The organism is Klebsiella spallanzanii, from assembly GCF_902158555.1.
Classification (GTDB): Bacteria; Pseudomonadota; Gammaproteobacteria; order Enterobacterales; family Enterobacteriaceae; genus Klebsiella; species Klebsiella spallanzanii.
Map to the genome: position 1 here is coordinate 376366 of NZ_CABGGS010000044.1, position 18473 is coordinate 394838.

14 protein-coding genes are annotated in these 18473 nt (G+C 58.2%); 9 read left to right on the forward strand and 5 right to left on the reverse strand.

Annotated elements, in window-relative coordinates; translation table 11 throughout:
• Positions 1 to 17: 17 nt before the first annotated feature.
• Positions 18 to 1118: a sodium-potassium/proton antiporter ChaA gene (gene chaA, locus FN082_RS24530; protein WP_139537596.1), complete on the reverse strand. Its 1101-nt coding sequence runs from the start codon at positions 1116 to 1118 to the stop codon at positions 18 to 20.
• 265 nt (positions 1119 to 1383) lie between these two features.
• On the opposite strand from chaA, the gene chaB reads away from it, so the two are divergent.
• Both chaB and FN082_RS24540 read left to right on the forward strand, forming a co-directional pair.
• Complete coding sequence (gene chaB / locus FN082_RS24535; RefSeq protein WP_142462978.1) at positions 1384 to 1614, forward strand: putative cation transport regulator ChaB; 231 nt, start codon at positions 1384 to 1386, stop codon at positions 1612 to 1614.
• A gap of 150 nt (positions 1615 to 1764) precedes the next feature.
• On the forward strand, positions 1765 to 2445 hold the full coding sequence (locus FN082_RS24540; RefSeq protein WP_139537593.1) for a gamma-glutamylcyclotransferase: 681 nt from the start codon (positions 1765 to 1767) through the stop codon (positions 2443 to 2445).
• A 35-nt stretch (positions 2446 to 2480) separates the two neighbouring features.
• Here FN082_RS24540 and FN082_RS24545 read toward each other — a convergent pair whose 3' ends face one another.
• Both FN082_RS24545 and FN082_RS24550 read right to left on the reverse strand, forming a co-directional pair.
• Positions 2481 to 2723, reverse strand: coding sequence for a DUF1883 domain-containing protein (locus tag FN082_RS24545; RefSeq protein ID WP_002910387.1), 243 nt, complete (start codon positions 2721 to 2723; stop codon positions 2481 to 2483).
• A gap of 238 nt (positions 2724 to 2961) precedes the next feature.
• Positions 2962 to 3315: a DsrE/DsrF/TusD sulfur relay family protein gene (locus FN082_RS24550; RefSeq protein ID WP_139537591.1), complete on the reverse strand. Its 354-nt coding sequence runs from the start codon at positions 3313 to 3315 to the stop codon at positions 2962 to 2964.
• Positions 3316 to 3383: 68 nt separating this feature from the next.
• On the opposite strand from FN082_RS24550, the gene nasR reads away from it, so the two are divergent.
• The 7 genes from nasR to FN082_RS24585 all read left to right on the forward strand — a co-directional run bounded on the left by nasR (position 3384) and on the right by FN082_RS24585 (position 15937).
• Entirely contained in the window at positions 3384 to 4586 is a 1203-nt protein-coding gene (gene nasR, locus FN082_RS24555; protein ID WP_139537589.1) for a nitrate regulatory protein NasR, read from the forward strand.
• 246 nt (positions 4587 to 4832) lie between these two features.
• Positions 4833 to 6089, forward strand: a complete 1257-nt coding sequence (locus tag FN082_RS24560) for a CmpA/NrtA family ABC transporter substrate-binding protein (RefSeq protein ID WP_142465644.1) — start codon at positions 4833 to 4835, stop codon at positions 6087 to 6089.
• A 1-nt stretch (position 6090) separates the two neighbouring features.
• The gene (gene ntrB / locus FN082_RS24565; protein WP_142462975.1) at positions 6091 to 6975 is read left to right on the forward strand and encodes a nitrate ABC transporter permease; all 885 of its coding nucleotides are present in this window, start codon (positions 6091 to 6093) and stop codon (positions 6973 to 6975) included.
• 10 nt (positions 6976 to 6985) lie between these two features.
• On the forward strand, positions 6986 to 7774 hold the full coding sequence (locus FN082_RS24570; protein ID WP_139537585.1) for an ABC transporter ATP-binding protein: 789 nt from the start codon (positions 6986 to 6988) through the stop codon (positions 7772 to 7774).
• Positions 7775 to 7784: 10 nt separating this feature from the next.
• A complete protein-coding gene (gene nirB, locus FN082_RS24575) occupies positions 7785 to 11855 on the forward strand; it encodes a nitrite reductase large subunit NirB (protein ID WP_142982537.1) in 4071 nt (1356 codons plus the stop codon).
• Positions 11855 to 14455 (forward strand): nitrate reductase, encoded by a 2601-nt coding sequence (locus FN082_RS24580; protein ID WP_142982538.1) that lies wholly within the window; start codon positions 11855 to 11857, stop codon positions 14453 to 14455. Before nirB ends, FN082_RS24580 begins: the two co-directional genes overlap by 1 nt.
• Before the next feature lie 102 nt (positions 14456 to 14557).
• Complete coding sequence (locus tag FN082_RS24585) at positions 14558 to 15937, forward strand: YchO/YchP family invasin (RefSeq protein WP_139537580.1); 1380 nt, start codon at positions 14558 to 14560, stop codon at positions 15935 to 15937.
• Here the strand turns inward: FN082_RS24585 and narL are convergent.
• Both narL and narX read right to left on the reverse strand, forming a co-directional pair.
• Positions 15934 to 16584, reverse strand: coding sequence for a two-component system response regulator NarL (narL, locus tag FN082_RS24590; protein ID WP_004103129.1), 651 nt, complete (start codon positions 16582 to 16584; stop codon positions 15934 to 15936). The two genes, FN082_RS24585 and narL, sit on opposite strands and share 4 nt — an antisense overlap.
• A 10-nt stretch (positions 16585 to 16594) precedes the next feature.
• A complete protein-coding gene (gene narX / locus FN082_RS24595; protein WP_139537579.1) occupies positions 16595 to 18373 on the reverse strand; it encodes a nitrate/nitrite two-component system sensor histidine kinase NarX in 1779 nt (592 codons plus the stop codon).
• Positions 18374 to 18473 lie beyond the last annotated feature (100 nt).

An 18473-nucleotide genomic window follows, 5' to 3' on the forward strand; every position in this document is an offset into this window, starting at 1 on the left:
ACGCCGCCGGGTAAAAGTCAGGCAAAAATAGTCATCAGGTAGGCGGCAAATAGCGCCAGATGCGCCGCGCCGTTGAGTACATTGGTGCGCCCGGTAGAGAAGGAAATATGGCATAGCACCAACGAGGCGACCATCACCACCATCTCCGGCGCGCCAAGGCCAAAGAGTAGTTCGTTGCCGGTGAGGATAGCGATTAGCGTTACCACCGGTACTGTCAGGGAAATGGTTGCCAGTACCGAACCGAAGAACAGGTTCATCGCTCGTTGCACCTGATTATTCAATACGGCTTTCAGTGCGCCAAGGCCTTCCGGGGAGAGGATCAGCAGAGCAACCAGGAAGCCGGTAAAGGCCACAGGCGCGTTCATGCTGGTCAGCAGAGTCTCCAGCGGATTGGCGTTCATTTTGGTGACGGCGATAACCGCAACCAGGTGGATCAGCAGCCAGGCGGTATGCCACTTGCTGCTATGCGCCGAGGGTTTGCCGTGATGCGGGTCATCGTCGTCGCCGTCATCCTCATGTTCGTAAACAAACAGGCTCTGGTGCGTTTTGGTTTGAATCAGCAGGAACACGCCGTACATGGCGGCGGATATCAGCGCGACCAGCAGCGCCTGACCGGTGGTGAAGTTAGCCCCCGGTAGCGCCATCGGAAATACCAGCACAATAATTGCCAGCGGGAAGAGGGCGATTAAATACTGCTTGATGCCGAAAAGATTCATATATTGGGTGGCGAATTTTCGCCCGCCCAGCAGTAGAGAGAAACCAACCAGCCCACCGGTAACAATCATGATGATTGAATAAAGCGTATCGCGCATCAGCGTTGGCGCGGCGTCGCCGGTGGCCATTAATGCGGAAATCAGGCTGACTTCGAGAATAACCACTGAAAGGCTCAAAATTAACGAACCGTAGGGTTCCCCCAGACGGTGCGCCAGAACGTCGGCGTGGCGAACGACGCTAAATGCGCTGCTCAAAATCCCGACCAGCGCCAGAATATTAATGGCAATGACCACTGGCAGTGACTGGCTGCTTCCCCAGAAAAACAGCACCGCCAGCGCCAGAACCGGAAAGGCGAGGGAGGTCTCCTTATGGCGGGTTTTTACCGCCTCATGTGCATCGGTCATGAATTATCTCCAGGTATGCAGGTGTTATAATTATAGATATCGTAAGTTAATAAAATAACAGACATTGATTAAATGAATTTGTTTTTTTACTTAAATTTACCACTCTTATCATATAAAGGTGCTAGATTCCCATAAACTGTGGTTACCATGGTTTTGTATTGAATATTCAGATAATTACTAAAACACCTTTCTCATTTATCTATCATCTTGCCAGCCGGTAAAACGCCAACCAGACTTAATATTCACTCTAAAACTGGAGGTCACCATGCCCTATAGCAGCAAAAGTGAATTACCTGACAGCGTCCAGCACGTTCTGCCCGCACATGCCCAGGAAATTTACAAAGAAGCGTTTAACAGCGCCTGGGATCAGTATAAGCACAAAGAAGACCGGCGAGATGACGCCAGCCGCGAAGAAACGGCACATAAAGTGGCCTGGGCGGCGGTTAAAAATGATTATGAAAAAGGAAACGATGATAAGTGGCATAAGAAGAAGTAATCGTCTTTGTTACGTCATCTGCTGCCAGAATCCTTGCCCGCGTGTCGTTCATTGCTTATTGTCAAATAAAGCTGGATAATAATTCGGCAATACTTCACGGATGACACCAGATAATCGCCGGGAAGCGGGCAGTGGCGGAGGTAGTAGAAAGTGTTAACTCGTGATTTCTTACTGAATGCGGATTGTAAAACAGCGTTTGGCGCTATTGAGGAATCGCTTCTCTGGTCGGCAGAACAACGGGCAGCTTCTTTGGCGGCGACCCTGGCCTGCCGTCCGGACGATGGCTCGGTGTGGATTTTTGGCTATGGTTCACTGATGTGGAACCCGGCGCTTGAGTATCGTGAATCCTGTACCGGTACGCTACCGGGCTGGCATCGCGCGTTTTGCCTGCGGCTTACCGCAGGGCGCGGTAGCGCAAACCAGCCAGGCCGCATGCTGGCGCTGAAAGAGGGCGGGCGTACTACTGGCGTCGCCTACCGCCTGCCCGATGAAACCCTGGATGAAGAGCTGACGCTTCTGTGGAAGCGGGAGATGATCACCGGCTGCTATCTGCCGACCTGGTGCAAGCTGGAGCTGGATGACGGCCGCACGGTCAACGCATTAGTCTTTATTATGGACCCGCGCCACCCGCTCTATGAAGCGGACACCAGCGCCCAGGTCATTGCACCGCTCATCGCGCGCGCCAGCGGGCCGCTTGGCACCAATGCTCAGTATCTGTTCTCGCTCGATCAGGAATTGCGGAAGCTTGGCATGCACGATGCCTGTCTCGACGATTTAGTCGGGAAGGTGCGTCATCTGCTGGGGGAAAATAGCCAGCCAGGGCTGGCTTAAGAACGAATCGCCCGGAAAGTCCCGGGCGTTTGCTATCAGGCAGGAACGTAGCTGATTGAGTGCTCCAGCGATTGGCTGTGGCTGTCGATGAGAACGTTCCAGGTGCCGCTGTAAGGCACGGTCAGATACGCGCTATCTCTGTCCTGCACACTCAGAATATCCGCATGACTATCGCCAGGAACTTTGGCGCTCATCAGGTGAATATGGCAGCGTTCGGAACAACGCACCACCAAAGTATCACCGCCAAACAACGTTAAACTTGCTTTTACCATTGCCATTTAATCTTAACCCCGTTTCTGTCTACAGCGTCCTGCCAGCCCATTAACCCGCGTGATATTGTTCACACTTTGCTCTGTGCATAACACCAAAGGGGAGGGATGCAGATGCTGATTTTGATCAAAAAAAGGAATAAAGATTAAACAAAAATGACGTTGTTCCTGAAAGCTTTCAGCTGGCATTGTTTTCGGTTAATAAACGCCGCCAGCCTGATATTTAATCCCGTTTAAAAGAGATTATTTAGAAGGTCAGGACTTTATCCGCCGCCAGCGTCCACTGCGCCAGTTCAACAAGCGTACCAATCTCCACACCGTCAATCAGCGGTAACGTACTGATTCCCCGACCATCGGCGCAGGTTTTACACAGCTTCACCGGCACGTTTTGTGCGGTGAGGATCTCCAGCATCTGCTGAATGCTATAGCCTTCCGCTGGTTTCTGCCCGCGCAGACCGGCGGTGACCGCATCGGACATTAAAAACAGCTTGAGTTCGAGGTCAGATTGCTGCTCGCGCAGAGCGATAGCCAGGCGCAGGCTGTTGAAAAGAGATTCACTGCCGTAGGCGGCACCGTTAGCGATAATCACAACACGTTGCATAAGGACTCCTTCTATAAGGCACGGTTATTGCTTGGCTGAAGTATAAAGCGTTAACCCGGGAGAGGGGTATGAATAATACGGCGGGCAATACGCCTGAGGTCGTTGATTGGTTCGCGCGGGCGCGTCGGCTACAGAAACAGCAACTGCATCAGCTGGCGCAGCAGGGGGCATTGGCGGACCAGATAAGCGCGCTGGTGCATATGCTCCAGTGCGAGCGCGGTGCGTCAAATATCTGGCTGTGCTCAGGCGGCAGACTTTACGCCGCTGAGTGCCGGGCGGGCGCGGCGCTGGTTGATGAGCAGTTAACGCTATTTTATGCCGCGCTGGAACCCGCCCGCGCTGCTGCCAGCAGTGCGCTATGCTGGCGTATTGCCAGCGCGGTATGGTATCTGGCGCAGCTTGCGGCGCTCCGAGACCGGGTACGCAGTCAGGAGATTGCCGCTGAAGAAGCCACCGGGCAGTTCAGCCGTATTATCCGCCACTTACTGAATATCGTTCCGCAGCTCAATGACAGCATCGACGATCCGCAAATCGCCGGACGTATGGTGGCGCTCTACAGCTTTATGCAGGGGAAAGAGCTGGTCGGGCAGGAGCGTGCGCTGGGGGCGCTGGGCTTTGCTCGCGGGCAGTTCAGCGACGAACTGCGCCAACAACTGGTGGACCGTATTGACGGTCAGCAGCCCTGCTTTGACAGCTTCCTTGCCCTGGCTCATCCCCCGCAAACAAGCCTGTTCGATGAACAATGCCAGGCCAATCTGGAGATTGAACAGCTACGGCGAATTGCCTGCACTCGCCAGCCTCCGGCAGACGATGGTGAAACGGCGCTACGCTGGTTTTGCGCGCAGACTCAACGTCTGGAGCAGCTACGCGGGGTGGAAGAACAACTGATTGTTGACTTGCTTAATGCCGCTGATGCCCTGTTGGAGGGGGAGGCGCAGGAGGCTCAGATGCTGCCCGTTGACTGGCAGGATATCGAAGCTAGCGACGGTATCGCGCTTCGGCTGGATAAGCAGCTATTGCCTCTGGTACGCCAGCAGGCGCATGAGCTTCAGCAGCTTTCCGGCCAGCTGGCGTCATTAAAAGATGCGCTGGAAGAGCGCAAGTTGATCGACAAAGCCAAAAGCGTGCTGATGACCCATCAGGGAATGCAGGAGGAGCAGGCCTGGCAGGCGCTGCGTAAAATGGCGATGGACAAGAATCAGCGTATGGTAGAAATCGCCCGCGCGCTGTTGACGGTGAAGTCGTTATGGCAGGTAACTCCAAAGGAGTAGATGCACAATCAGTGGGCATTTGCTGCCAGACGACGGTGCATTTTTACCGTGCAACCGCCAGCATTGACCGTGAAAAGTGCGTGAAATGGCGATGTGCAACTCTGGCATCGGCTTTGCATTAGATAAAACGAGTGAATAAAGGTTTTGGGCAACGGGCCAATGGCGGTGCGTGTGTCCATGGATAAAGGCGTCCTGCAGTGCGTAAGCACTGCCGGGCGCTTTTTTTTGCGCGTTTCTGGAGCGGTTATGGGCGATGAGTTTTCGATTTCACGGCGGCGTTTATTACAGGCAGGGGCCGCGCTGGGCGGCGCAATGCTGCTGCCCGGCATGATGCAGGCGGCGTGGGCGGCAGGTTCGGATAAGCCGGAACAGACCACCGTGCGGGTGGGTTTTATTCCGCTGACCGACTGCGCGCCCTTAGCCATTGCCTCTCTGAAGGGATTCGATAAAAAGCACGGCATTACCCTCGTGCCGAGCAAAGAGGCCAGTTGGGCGGCGGTGCGCGACAAGCTGGTCGCCGGAGAGCTGGATGCGGCGCACATTCTGTACGGCATGCTCTACGGCCTCGAGCTGGGTATCGCCAGTAAACCGCAGGCGATGGCTAACCTGATGACCCTTAACCGCAATGGTCAGGCGATCACGCTCTCCAGCGAGCTGCAGGAGAAGGGCGTCACCGACCTTAGCGGGCTGAAAAAAATGATCGGCCAGAGCGCGCCGGGCAGCTACACCTTCGCCCACACCTTCCCTACAGGTACCCACGCGATGTGGCTCTACTACTGGCTGGCAAGCGGCGGAATTAACCCATTCGAAGATATCCGCACGGTTGTCGTGCCGCCGCCGCAAATGGTGATGAACATGCGCATCGGCAATATGAGTGGTTTCTGCGTCGGCGAGCCGTGGAACGCGCGCGCCATTAACGATCGCATCGGCTTTACCGCCGCCACCTCTCAGGATATCTGGCCGGAACATCCGGAAAAAATTCTCGGTACCCGCAGCGAATGGGTTGAGCGCAATCCCAATACCGCGCGCGCGCTGGTGGCAGCGGTGATGGAGGCTCAGCGCTGGATTGAAACCTCGGCGGATAACACCCGTGAAACGGCGCGGATCCTCGCCAGGCGCGCATGGCTGAACACCAAAGAGCAGTACCTCACCGGACGCATGCTCGGTGAGTACGACAACGGTATTGGTCGCCACTGGCAGGATGCGCACCCGATGCGCTTCTACGCGCAGGGTGAAGTGAGCTTCCCGTGGCTCTCGGACGGGATGTGGTTTTTGACCCAATTCCGCCGCTGGGGATTGCTGAAATCGGCGCCGGATTATCAGGCGGTGGCCCAGCGTATTAACCGTATTGACGTCTGGAAAGAGGCCGCGCAGGCGGTGGGCGGTATCAGCACGCCAACGCAACAGCTGCGCAGTAGCACATTGCTGGACGGCAAGGTCTGGAATGGGGTTGACCCGGAAGGCTACGCCCGCAGTTTCGCGATTCAACGTAAGGGGGCATGAGATGAAACACGCATATAAAACGCAACCGCAGAACAACGCAGAGAAAACGCCCGGCGAAGTCATCACCCTGCCGCCGGTGCAGGTGCGCAAAACCATGCCTCCCGTCAGGCGCTGGCTGCGTGATACGACCCAGCGCCTGCTGCCGCCACTGCTCGGGCTGGGGTTATTACTGCTGGGCTGGCAGCTGGCGGCAATGAATAGCAAAGGTTTCCCGACCCCGCTCAGCACCCTGGATTCTGCGCTGACGATCTTTGCCGACCCGTTTTATCAGGACGGACCGAATGATATGGGGATCGGCTGGAACGTGCTGGCATCGTTGCAGCGCGTGGCGATAGGGTTTGGCCTCGCCGCGCTGGCGGGTATTCCGCTGGGCTTCCTGATTGGCCGCTCGGTATTCTTCGCCCGGATGTTTAACCCGCTGATTGCGCTGCTGCGTCCGGTTAGTCCGCTGGCCTGGCTGCCCATTGGCCTGCTGCTGTTCCAGAAAGCGGAACCCGCTTCCAGCTGGACCATTTTTATCTGCTCTATCTGGCCGATGGTGATTAACACCGCCGAGGGCGTACGGCGCATTCCGCAGGATTACCTCAATGTGGCCCGCGTGCTGCAGCTTTCCGAATGGACGGTGATGCGCAAGATCCTCTTTCCGGCGGTATTGCCCGCCGTGCTGACCGGGGTTCGTCTCTCCATCGGCATCGCCTGGCTGGTGATCGTCGCCGCTGAAATGCTCACCGGTGGCTTAGGGATCGGCTTCTGGATCTGGAACGAGTGGAACAACCTCAACGTAGAAAACATCATCATCGCCATCGTCATCATCGGCGTGGTCGGGTTACTGCTGGAACAGGGGCTGATGTTGCTCGCCCGTCGTTTTAGCTGGCAGGAAAAATAAGGAGTCGCAAATGAAACCATTAATTCAGGTCCAGGGCGTCAGCCAGCGCTTCAACACCGCCAGCGGTGAATTTCTCGCATTGCAGAATGTCTCCTTCGACATCTATGAAGGGGAAACCATTAGCCTGATTGGCCACTCCGGCTGCGGCAAATCAACCCTGCTGAATCTGATTGCCGGGATAACCCTGCCGACGGAAGGCGGTCTGCTGTGCGACAACCGTGAAATCGCCGGGCCGGGGCCGGAACGCGCGGTGGTGTTCCAGAACCACTCCCTTCTGCCGTGGCTGACCTGCTTTGACAACGTGGCGCTGGCGGTGGATCAGGTCTTTCGCCGCAGCATGAGCAAAGCCGAACGCAAAGAGTGGATTGAGCACAACCTTGAGCGCGTGCAGATGGGACACGCTTTGCATAAGCGTCCGGGGGAAATTTCCGGCGGGATGAAGCAGCGCGTCGGTATCGCCCGCGCGCTGGCAATGAAACCGAAAGTGCTGCTACTGGATGAACCTTTTGGCGCACTCGATGCCCTGACCCGGGCGCATTTACAGGACGCGGTAATGCAGATCCAGCAGTCGCTGAATACCACTATCGTGATGATTACCCACGATGTTGACGAAGCGGTGCTGCTTTCCGACAGGGTACTGATGATGACCAACGGCCCGGCGGCGACGGTCGGGGAGATCCTCGATGTCAATCTGCCGCGCCCGCGTAACCGCGTGCAGTTGGCGGACGACAGCCGCTATCACCATCTGCGTCAGCAGATCCTGCACTTCCTCTATGAAAAACAGCCGAAAGCGGCATAGGGAGGCGGCGATGAAGCGGCAACTGGTGATTATCGGCAACGGCATGGCGGCGACTCGTCTGGCGCAGGCGCTGGTGGAGCGTGATGCGCAGCGGTTTAGCATCACGATTATTGGTGATGAGCCGTGCCAGGCCTATAACCGCATTCAGCTGTCGCCGGTGCTTGGCGGAGAGAAAACGGTATCTGAGATGCAATTACTGCCAGAAGCGTGGTATCAGCAGCATGACGTCACAATACGCGCCGGAGAGTCGGTCACCGCGGTGGATATTCAGGCCTGCACTGTGCAAAGCACTGGCGGCGAACTCCACTGGGATGAGCTGGTCTTCGCCACCGGATCGCTGCCGTTTATGCCGCCGCTGCCGGGTATGACACTGCCGCATGTTTTTGCTTTTCGCACTATTGCGGACGTTGAGGGCATTCTGGCAATCAACGGTCCGGCGGTGGTGATTGGCGGCGGCGTGCTTGGCGTTGAAGCCGCTGCGGCGCTACGACGTTACGGTGACAACGTCACTTTATTACATCGCGGGCGCTGGCTGATGGAGCAGCAGACCGATGCCTTTGCGGGTGAACAGCTGCAAATACAGCTCGCCGAGCGTGGGATCCGCTGCGTGATGGAGAGCCGCATAGCCGCCATTAATGAACGCGAAGTGCTGCTGGAAGATGGCCGCGCCTTTGCCGCTTCGCGGGTGGTTCTGGCAACCGGCGTGCAGCCCAACAAACTGCTGGCCGAGCGCAGCGGGCTGGCGTGCGGCCGTGGGATCCTCGTCGACCGTCAGCTGGCCACCGCGCAGCCGGGCGTCAGCGCCATTGGTGAATGCTGCGAAATTGACGGTCAGACCTGGGGACTGGTGGCGCCGTGCCTGCGCCAGGCCGAGGTGCTGGCCGACCGTCTGTGCGGTCATGCCGGAGAAGATTTTCACTGGCAGGATAGCGGCACGCGCCTGAAAGTTACCGGTATCGAGTTATTCAGCGCCGGTGAACTGCGTGCTGATGAACAGGATGAAATTTGTACCAGCTGGGATCCGCTGGACCGCCACTACCGTCGCCTGCTGCTGCGCGATGGCAAGTTGCGCGGCGTCGTGTTGCTGGGCGATTGCGCCAGCGCCGCGCCGCTCACCGCCCTGCTGGGGGCGCATGCGCCCGCACCGGCAGACTGGCTCTTTGATCCTTCTTCAACGATGCAGCCGCGCGCTGCGGGACAAACTACCATGACAAAACCTGTTTTAGTGCTGGTCGGACACGGTATGGTCGGCCACCATTTTCTTGAGCAATGCGTCAGCCGTAACCTTCATCAACAGTATCGGATTGTGGTGTTCTGTGAAGAGCGCTATGCCGCCTACGATCGGGTACATCTGTCGGAATACTTCGCCGGACGCAGCGCCGAATCGCTGTCGTTGGTGGAAGGGGACTTCTTCGCTCAGTACGGCATTGAACTGCGTTTGCGGGAATCGGTCGCCAGCATTGACCGTGAATCGCGGGTGGTGCGCGATGCTCAGGGCCACGAAACTCATTGGGATAAGCTGGTGCTGGCAACGGGCTCTTATCCGTTTGTTCCGCCGGTCCCTGGCAATGATCTCGAAGGCTGCTTTGTCTACCGTACGCTTGACGATCTGGACCAGATTGCCGCTCGCGCGGCTAACGCCAGCCGTGGGGTGGTGATCGGCGGCGGCCTGCTCGGGCTGGAAGCGGCTAATGCGCTCAAGCAACTGGGACTGGAAACGCACGTTGTGGAATTTGCGCCAAACCTGATGGCGGTACAGCTGGATAACGGCGGCGCGGCGATGCTGCGCGAGAAAATCAGCGAACTGGGCGTTGGGGTGCATACCAGCAAGGCGACGACGGAAATTGTCGGGAATGAGCAAGGGCTGATGCTGAACTTCGCCGATGGCGGCTCGCTAAAGACCGATATGGTGGTGTTCTCCGCCGGTATCCGCCCGCAGGACGCGCTGGCCCGCAGCAGCGAGCTGAAAATTGGCGAGCGCGGCGGGATTTGTATCGACAACCAGTGCCGCACCTCCGATCCGGATGTGTTGGCAATTGGCGAGTGCGCCCTGTGGGAGAACAAAATTTATGGTCTGGTGGCTCCCGGTTATCAGATGGCACGCGCCGCTGCCGCAACCCTGGCGGGCGAGGAGGCCAGCTTCACCGGGGCCGATATGAGCACCAAGCTGAAGCTGCTGGGCGTCGATGTGGCCTCTTTCGGCGACGCCCAGGGGCGCACGCCGGGCTGCCAGAGCTATCAGTGGACCCATGGACCGGAGCAAATCTACAAAAAAATCGTGGTCAGCCAGGATGGTAAAACCCTGCTCGGCGGCGTGCTGGTCGGTGATGTGGGCGATTATTCCACGCTGCTTCAGATGATGCTCAACGGCATGGCATTGCCCGCGCGCCCGGAAAGTTTGATTCTTCCGGCGCTGGAGGGCAGCGCGCCGAAAGCGCTCGGCGTAGCGGCATTGCCGGACAGCGCACAGATTTGCTCCTGTCACAACGTCAGTAAGGGCGATATCTGCCAGGCGGTGAGCGGCGGTGCGGGAGATATGGCGGCGATCAAGAGCTGCACCAAAGCTGCAACCGGCTGCGGCGGCTGTAGCGCGCTGGTGAAACAGGTGATGGAGTACAAGCTTGCCGCGCAGGGCGTTGAAGTTAAAAAGGATATCTGCGAGCACTTTCCGTGGTCGCGTCAGGAAATCTACCACCTGGTGCGCGTTAACCATATTCGCACCTTCGAACAGCTGATTAGCCGCTATGGACAGGGCCACGGTTGCGAAATCTGCAAACCGCTGGTGGCGTCGGTGCTGGCCTCCTGCTGGAACGAATATCTGTTGAAACCGGCGCATCTGCCGCTGCAGGACACTAACGATCGCTACTTCGCCAATATCCAGAAAGACGGTACCTATTCGGTGGTGCCGCGCATGGCAGCGGGGGAAGTGACGCCGGATGGGCTGATCGCCATCGGCCAGATAGCCAAACGCTATCAGCTGTATAGCAAAGTGACCGGCGGCCAGCGTATCGACCTGTTCGGCGCGCGCCTGGAGCAGCTTCCGGCGATCTGGCGCGAGCTGGCGGAAGCGGGATTTGAAACCGGCCACGCCTACGGCAAATCCCTGCGCACGGTGAAATCCTGCGTCGGCTCGACCTGGTGTCGTTACGGCGTGCAGGACTCCACCGGCCTGGCGGTCACCCTCGAACACCGCTACAAAGGGCTGCGCGCGCCGCACAAAATTAAAATGGCGGTCTCTGGCTGCACCCGCGAATGCGCGGAAGCCCAGGGGAAAGATATCGGCGTTATCGCTACCGAAAAAGGCTGGAATCTGTACGTTTGCGGCAACGGCGGCATGAAGCCGCGCCATGCCGATCTGTTCGCCAGCGACCTTGATGAAGCAACGCTTATCCGCAGTATTGACCGCCTGCTGATGTTCTATATTCGTACCGCCGACCGACTACAGCGCACCAGTACCTGGATGGATAACCTTGAAGGCGGAGTCGACTATCTGCGAGAAGTTGTCCTTGAAGACAGCCTTGGGATTGGCGAAGAGCTGGAGCAGGAGATGGCGCGGGTGGTGGACAGCTACCAGTGCGAATGGCAAACCACCCTTAACGATCCGCAGCGGCTGGCGCTGTTCCGCTCTTACGTCAATAGCGATGAGCCGGACGAGGCGGTACAGCGGCAAACTTTGCGCGGTCAACCGCAGCTGGCCCCGAACGCTGCGCTGGCCGAACCCACGCTGCCGTCCCGTCCGTGGCAGGCCATTTGTGACCTTGATGCTATTCCGCCGCAGGCGGGCATTGGTGCGCGTCTGGGCGAGCGGCAGATAGCGCTGTTCCGCTTTGATGACCAGGTCTATGCCCTCGATAACCTTGAGCCAGGCAGCGAGGCCAATGTGCTGTCACGCGGACTGCTTGGCGATGCGGGCGGCGAACCGATTGTGATTTCCCCCCTGTATAAGCAGCGTATTCGCCTGCGCGACGGTCGGCAGTGTGACGGCGGTGAGCAGACGGTGCGCGCCTGGCCGGTAAAAATTGAGAACGGCAAGGTGTGGGTCGGCAACCAGCAACTGCTTATTCGCGCGGAGGCCTCCTGATGACCGAAACCCGGACGACGTGTCCCTATTGTGGCGTGGGCTGTGGCGTTATTGCCAGCCTGAATGCGCAGGGTCAGGTGACCGTGCGCGGCGATGAGCAGCACCCGGCGAACTTTGGTCGCCTGTGCGTTAAGGGCGCGGCGCTGGGGGAAACCGTCGGTCTGGAGGGAAGAATGCTATTCCCTGAAGTCGATGGCGAACGCGTGTCGTGGCCGCAGGCGCTGGCGGCGGCGGGTTCGCGTCTGCGGGAAATCATCGACCAGCATGGGCCGCAGGCGGTGGCGTTCTATGCCTCCGGACAGCTATTGACCGAGGATTACTACGCCGCGAATAAGCTGATGAAGGGGTTTATTGGCGCGGCGAACATCGATACCAATTCGCGGCTGTGCATGTCATCGGCGGTCACCGGCTATAAGCGTGCGCTGGGGGCGGACGTAGTGCCGTGCAGTTATGACGATGTGGAAAACAGCGATCTGGTGGTGTTAGTCGGCTCGAACGCCGCCTGGGCGCATCCAGTACTTTATCAGCGGCTGGCGCAGGCAAAACGCGATAATCCGCAGATGCGGGTGGTGGTTATTGACCCGCGCCGCACCGCCACCTGCGATATTGCCGATGTGCATCTGGCGCTGGCTCCCGGCAGCGACGGCGGGCTGTTTGTCGGTCTGCTAAACGCCATTGCCGCCAGCGGCGGCATCACGGACGATTTCAGCGACGCGCAGCAGGCGCTGACCATCGCGCAGGGCTGGGACATCGAAAAAGTGGCGCAGTTCTGCGGCCTGCCGCAGCAGCAGGTCGCCGATTTCTATGGCGAATTTATCTCCGCCCCGCGCGCCATCACGCTCTATACCATGGGCATTAACCAATCCGCCAGCGGTAGCGATAAATGCAACGCCATCATTAACGTTCACCTGGCAAGCGGAAAATATGGGCGTCCGGGCTGCGGTCCGTTTTCGCTGACCGGTCAACCCAATGCCATGGGCGGGCGTGAGGTGGGCGGACTGGCAACCATGCTGGCGGCGCATATGAACTTTGAAGTCGACGATTTACAGCGCCTGGCGCGATTCTGGGGCACCGAGCGGCTGGCGCAAACTCCGGGGCTGACGGCAGTGGATCTGTTCGCCGCTATTGGTCGCGGCGAGGTAAAAGCGGTGTGGATCATGGGAACCAATCCGGTGGTGTCGTTGCCGGACAGCCATGCGGTGAGCGATGCCCTGGCGGGGTGCCCGCTGGTGATTGTCTCCGATGTGGTCGCTGATACCGATACCGGACGCTTCGCCCATATTCGTTTTCCGGCGCTGGCGTGGGGAGAGAAGAACGGCACCGTGACCAACTCCGAGCGGCGAATCTCTCGCCAGCGCGCGTTTCTGCCTTCGCCTGGGGAGGCGAAAGCCGACTGGTGGATCGTTGCTCGCGTGGCGCAAGAGCTGGGCTTTGGCTCCGCTTTTGCCTGGCAGCATTCTCATGACGTATTCAACGAGCACGCCGCGCTGTCGGGTTTTGAAAATAACGGCCAGCGAGCGTTTGATATCGGCGGGCTGGCGGGTTTAAGCCGCGAGGCGTGGGATGATCTGGAGCCGGTGCGCTGGCCGGTGAGTCGCAGCACAGCAACGTGGAGTTTGCATAAGGGCTGGCACCGGGATGGCAAGCTGCGCATGGTGCCCGTCGCCCCGCAACCGACCCGGGCGGCGACCGATGCGTTTTATCCGCTAATCCTCAACAGCGGGCGGATCCGCGATCAGTGGCATACCATGACCCGCACTGGCGCGGTGCCGAGGCTGATGCAGCATATCGCCGAGCCGGTGGTGGAAGTGGCCGCAGAGGATGCGCAGCGTTATCACCTGGTGGAAGGTGAATTAGCGCGAATCCGCTCACCGAATGGGGTGATGGTAGCAAAGGTGATTATCAGCGACGGGCAGCGCCCGGGATCGCTGTTTGTGCCGATGCACTGGAATAATCAATTTGCTCGCCAGGGACGGGTGAATAACCTGCTGGCTGCGGTCACCGACCCTTATTCCGGCCAGCCGGAAAGTAAGCAGGTGGCGGTCGCGATAGCAACCTGGCTCCCGGTCTGGAAAGGTGAACTCTTTTCCCGCCAGCCGGTTCCGCTGCCTGCTTCGCTGCACTGGCGGCGGCGGGCCGCGCTGGGCATAAGCCATTTTTCTCTCGCCGGGGATATCAGCCCTCGCCGGTGGCTGACCGACTGGTGCCAGCAGCAGGGATGGCAGATGCAGACAGCTGAAGGCGGCGGGGTCTGGAACCTGCTGGCATGGCAGGACGGAGAGCTGATGCTGGGCTGGTGGAGCGATGCGCAAGAACCGGTCATTGACGCCGAATGGATTAGCGCCGCGTTCCGCGTTCCGCCGGTGAATGCCGCCCAGCGCCATGTATTATTGAGCGGCAGAAAAGGCGGCGAAACGATACCGCGCGGGCGCACTATCTGTAGTTGCTTTAGCGTAGGCGAAAGGGCAATAAGCGAGGCAATCATCAACGGCTGCCATACGCCAGCCGCGTTGGGAGCCAAATTGAAATGCGGTACCAACTGCGGTTCTTGTATCCCGGAGCTTAAGGCGATGCTGGCGGAGAAGCTGGCGCAAGCCTGAGATTCAGTATATTCCTGGAATTATTCTGAAGGCTGCGAGGGATGGCAAAAAACGATAAACTTACGTTTTACTGCCATCCTTCGAGAGTAGACGTAACCGATTTTGAGCTCTTTGTCGTTCCGCGTAATCCCGTATTTACCGCTTCTCCTGCTATTGGCAGGGATCCCCGCCCGCGCGCTGCAGGATAATCAGGCCCTCTTGAGGGAACCTGCGGCATTACCCGATCTTGGCCTGGCGCCGCAGGTTGATGATGACGCCAAACATTTTGCCGAGATGGCGAAAAAGTTTGGCGAAGCCAGTATGAGCGATAACGGGCTGACAACCAGCGAGCAGGCGCGGGTATTTGCCATCGGTAAGCTGGGGAACGAGGTCAGCCATCAACTGGAAAACTGGCTTTCGCCGTGGGGCAACGCCAATGTGGATCTGCTGGTCGACAAAGAAGGCAATTTTACCGGTAGTAAAGGAAGCTGGTTTGTCCCTTTGCAGGATAACGGTGATTACCTGACCTGGAACCAGTATTCTATCACCCAGCGCGATAGCGGGCTGGTGGGCAATATTGGCCTCGGCCAGCGCTGGCGGATGGGCACCTGGCTGCTGGGCTATAACTCGTTCTATGATAAAGTCCTGGATGACCGCCTGGCGCGCGGCAGCGTTGGTGCGGAAGCCTGGGGCGAGTCGATGCGCCTGTCGGCTAACTACTACCACCCGCTCGGTAGTTGGCAGCAAGGTAGTAGCCTGGTTCAGCAGCAGCGTATGGCAAGCGGCTATGACGTGACCGCTCAGGCGCGGCTGCCGTTTTATCAGCACATTAATACCAGCGTCAGCGTGGAGCAGTACTTTGGCGATAACGTCGACTTGTTCCACTCGGGTACCGGCTATCACAATCCGGTGGCGGTATCGGTCGGCCTGAATTACACCCCCGTTCCGCTGGTGACGGTGACGGCGAAACACAAGCAGGGCGAGAGCGGCGTCAGCCAAAACGATGTGGGATTGAAGCTCAACTATCGCTTTGGGGTGCCGTTAAAACAGCAACTGGCGGCCGATGAAGTGGCGATTAGCCGCTCGCTTCGCGGCAGCCGCTACGATAGCCCGGAACGCGATAGCCTGCCGGTGGTGGAGTATCGACAGCGCAAAACGCTATCGGTTTATCTGGCAACGCCGCCCTGGGATCTTCAGGCGGGAGAAACGGTCCAGTTGAAGCTGCAAATTCGTAGTCTTCACGGTATCAAGTCGCTGAGCTGGCAGGGGGATACTCAGGCGCTGAGTCTGACGCCGCCGGTAGACGCAAACAGCCCGGACGGCTGGAGCATTATTATGCCGCGCTGGAGCAGTGAGGCCGGGGTGAGCAATCGCTGGCATCTGTCGCTGGTGGTGGAGGATAAAACGGGTCAGCGCGTCTCATCCAATGAGATCGCACTGGCGCTGACCGAGCCGCTGGTGAGCTTACCGGCCGAGGGCGAATCCTGGCAGCATATGCCCTAGAATACGCGCTCCTGATGAACCCAAACCGCCGCTTCCACGCGTGATTTCAGCTTCATTTTCTTCAGCATATGCTTGACGTGTACTTTTACGGTGCTTTCGGTGATATCCAGGCGGCGGGCAATCATTTTGTTCGGCAGGCCCTGGGCAATCAGCTTCAGGATGTCGCGCTCGCGCGGAGTTAGCTGGCTGATATCGCGGTCGGATGTCGCGCGGTTAGCGCGCAGGCTGGCTGCCAGTACCGGCGTTAATGCTTCGCTGAGCACCATTTCTCCTGCCGCCGCCTGTTGCAGCGCCTTCAGCAGGTCTTCCGGCTCCATATCCTTCAACAGATAGCCGTCGGCGCCGCGTTTCAGGGCGGTAACCACATCTTCTTCATGATTGGAGACGCTAAACACCACTACGCGACCGGAAAGTGATTTTTCGCGCAGCTTGTCGAGCGTTTCAAGGCCGTTCATACCCGGCATGTTGAGATCCAGCAGAATCAAATCCGGATCTAATGATTCCGCCATCGCGATGCCTTGCTCGCCGTTACTGGCCTCGCCGATGACCTGGATGTCCGGCGCCATGCTAATTAGCTGTTTGACGCCGGTGCGCAGCATCGGATGATCGTCAATGAGAAGGATGGTTGCCCGTTCCTGTTGACTCATGGAGCTCTCCTTATTGGATTGAAAACGATTTTTCAGGGATAAAAGTGACGACCACTTCCGTACCGCCGATTTCCCGACGCCGTACCTGGCAGTCGCCGCGCAGGCTTTGCGCACGATCGCGCATAATAATTAAACCATAGTGGTTGCTGCGTTCCGCGTGATCCGGTACGCCGCGACCGTTATCGGCCACCACCAGCCGGACCTGATTATCCCGCAGCGTCACGGTAACGCTGACTTCGGTGGCGTTGGCATGTTTTAACGCATTGCTTAGCGCCTCACGGGCAATTTGCAGCAGATGGATCGCCTGGTGCGACGGAACAAAACGCGGTGGTAGCTGGTAATCGAGCCGTACCGCAAAACCGAAATGGGCGCTGTATTCCTGACAACTGGCCTCCAGCGCGGGACGTAGCCCCGGTTCGGTGAGCTGTAGACGGAAGGTCGTCAGCAGCTCCCGCAACTGCGCCCATGAAGTATTAAGTTCGTTACGGATTTGCCCCAGCAGCTGGCGGCTGGCGTCCGGCAGATCGTCGCCCTGCATCTGCAGACAGCTGACCTGCATTTTCATGCAAGAGAGCGATTGGGCAATGGAATCGTGCAGTTCGCGAGCGATAGTGGCGCGCTCTTCCATGACGATAAGCTGCTGCTGGCGTTCCTGATGCCGATCGAGGGCGAGTGTACCCGTAAGCTGTTCAACCAGAGTATCAACCAACTGCTGTTGATCGTGGCTCAGATGACGGCCAGCGGGGAGGGTTGCCAGCAAAATACCGTACTGATTATGGGCATCCGACAGCCGCCATTTTAAGGTGGTTCCCGTGTCGGGCAGCGGCGGGAGGTCGCGCGGGCATAGATAGCAGCCTATGTCGTCGCACTGAAGGTCTGAATGGCAGGAAAACTCCTGATGATTATCTTCATCTTCCAGATCGTACACCCGGACTTCAATATCGCGCAGCAGGGTTAACCCTTGCAGACCGTTAAGCACCGGCGAAATGCGCTCACAAAGCGGGGCATTAGAGTGCAGGCGGCGGTTGGCTTGCCACAGAAAAGCGAGGATCTCGTTTTTCTGCTCCAGACCGGCGGTTTTTTCCTGCACCCGGCGTTCAAGCACCGAGTAGCTCTCCGCCAGCTCTTCGGACATATTGTTCAGCGCCATGCCGAGCGTCGCCATCTCGTTACGCCCGCTAATCTGAGCGCGTTGGGTGAAATCACGTTGACTTACCGCTCGGGCCATATCCAGCAGTTGCTTCCACGGGCGCAAAAGGCGCGCGCGCAGCCAGACAATAGTAAATACCAGCAGCAGCGCCATGCCGACCGCCATAATTCGCTGGATCCAGACGACATGTTTGATTCGTTCTTCGGTGGTGTGATCGAAAGCGGTAACCAGTTGGTCAATGCGGTCGACAAAACCGGCGACATCCGTTGCAACGGTGGCCTGATTCTGTGCCTTACGCATTCCCGGCGCCAGCTCCAACTGCCAGTAGTGCTGTAGGGCCTGGAGCTGTTCTTGCTGGTCGTCATGGCGAGCGGCATACTGCAGCTCCGGGCTAAAGACCGTTTCGGTCATTTCATCCAGTAATTTTTGGTCGCTTTCGCCCAGCGGTACTGCTGCCAGCAGACGATAGCTCTGCATGCGCAGTGAACCGGCTTTATTAATGGCGTGCGCGCTGCCCTGAACGCCGTGCACCAGGCGTGAAGAGATCGCCATTCCGGCGACACCTATCACCGTGGCCAATAGAACGATTAACGCGAGTTGATTAACCAGCGTTAGCGGCGTAAAAAGACGTTTCAACATGGGGTATATGGCTCCTGACCGGCAAATCATCCGGGAGTGGCGCTATTCTCGGACATCCCCTGGAGTATACCCATACCCCTAAAGGATTACCCCTTAATTG

Bases quoted from the DNA above. Each gene is read 5' to 3' on its own strand.
- chaA (WP_139537596.1), bottom strand. From the start codon at position 1,118: ATGACCGATGCACATGAGGCGGTAAAAACCCGCCATAAGGAGACCTCC.
- chaB (WP_142462978.1), top strand. From the start codon at position 1,384: ATGCCCTATAGCAGCAAAAGTGAATTACCTGACAGCGTCCAGCACGTT.
- FN082_RS24545 (WP_002910387.1), bottom strand. From the start codon at position 2,723: ATGGCAATGGTAAAAGCAAGTTTAACGTTGTTTGGCGGTGATACTTTG.
- FN082_RS24550 (WP_139537591.1), bottom strand. From the start codon at position 3,315: ATGCAACGTGTTGTGATTATCGCTAACGGTGCCGCCTACGGCAGTGAA.
- nasR (WP_139537589.1), top strand. From the start codon at position 3,384: ATGAATAATACGGCGGGCAATACGCCTGAGGTCGTTGATTGGTTCGCG.
- FN082_RS24560 (WP_142465644.1), top strand. From the start codon at position 4,833: ATGGGCGATGAGTTTTCGATTTCACGGCGGCGTTTATTACAGGCAGGG.
- ntrB (WP_142462975.1), top strand. From the start codon at position 6,091: ATGAAACACGCATATAAAACGCAACCGCAGAACAACGCAGAGAAAACG.
- FN082_RS24570 (WP_139537585.1), top strand. From the start codon at position 6,986: ATGAAACCATTAATTCAGGTCCAGGGCGTCAGCCAGCGCTTCAACACC.
- nirB (WP_142982537.1), top strand. From the start codon at position 7,785: ATGAAGCGGCAACTGGTGATTATCGGCAACGGCATGGCGGCGACTCGT.
- FN082_RS24580 (WP_142982538.1), top strand. From the start codon at position 11,855: ATGACCGAAACCCGGACGACGTGTCCCTATTGTGGCGTGGGCTGTGGC.
- narL (WP_004103129.1), bottom strand. From the start codon at position 16,584: ATGAGTCAACAGGAACGGGCAACCATCCTTCTCATTGACGATCATCCG.
- narX (WP_139537579.1), bottom strand. From the start codon at position 18,373: ATGTTGAAACGTCTTTTTACGCCGCTAACGCTGGTTAATCAACTCGCG.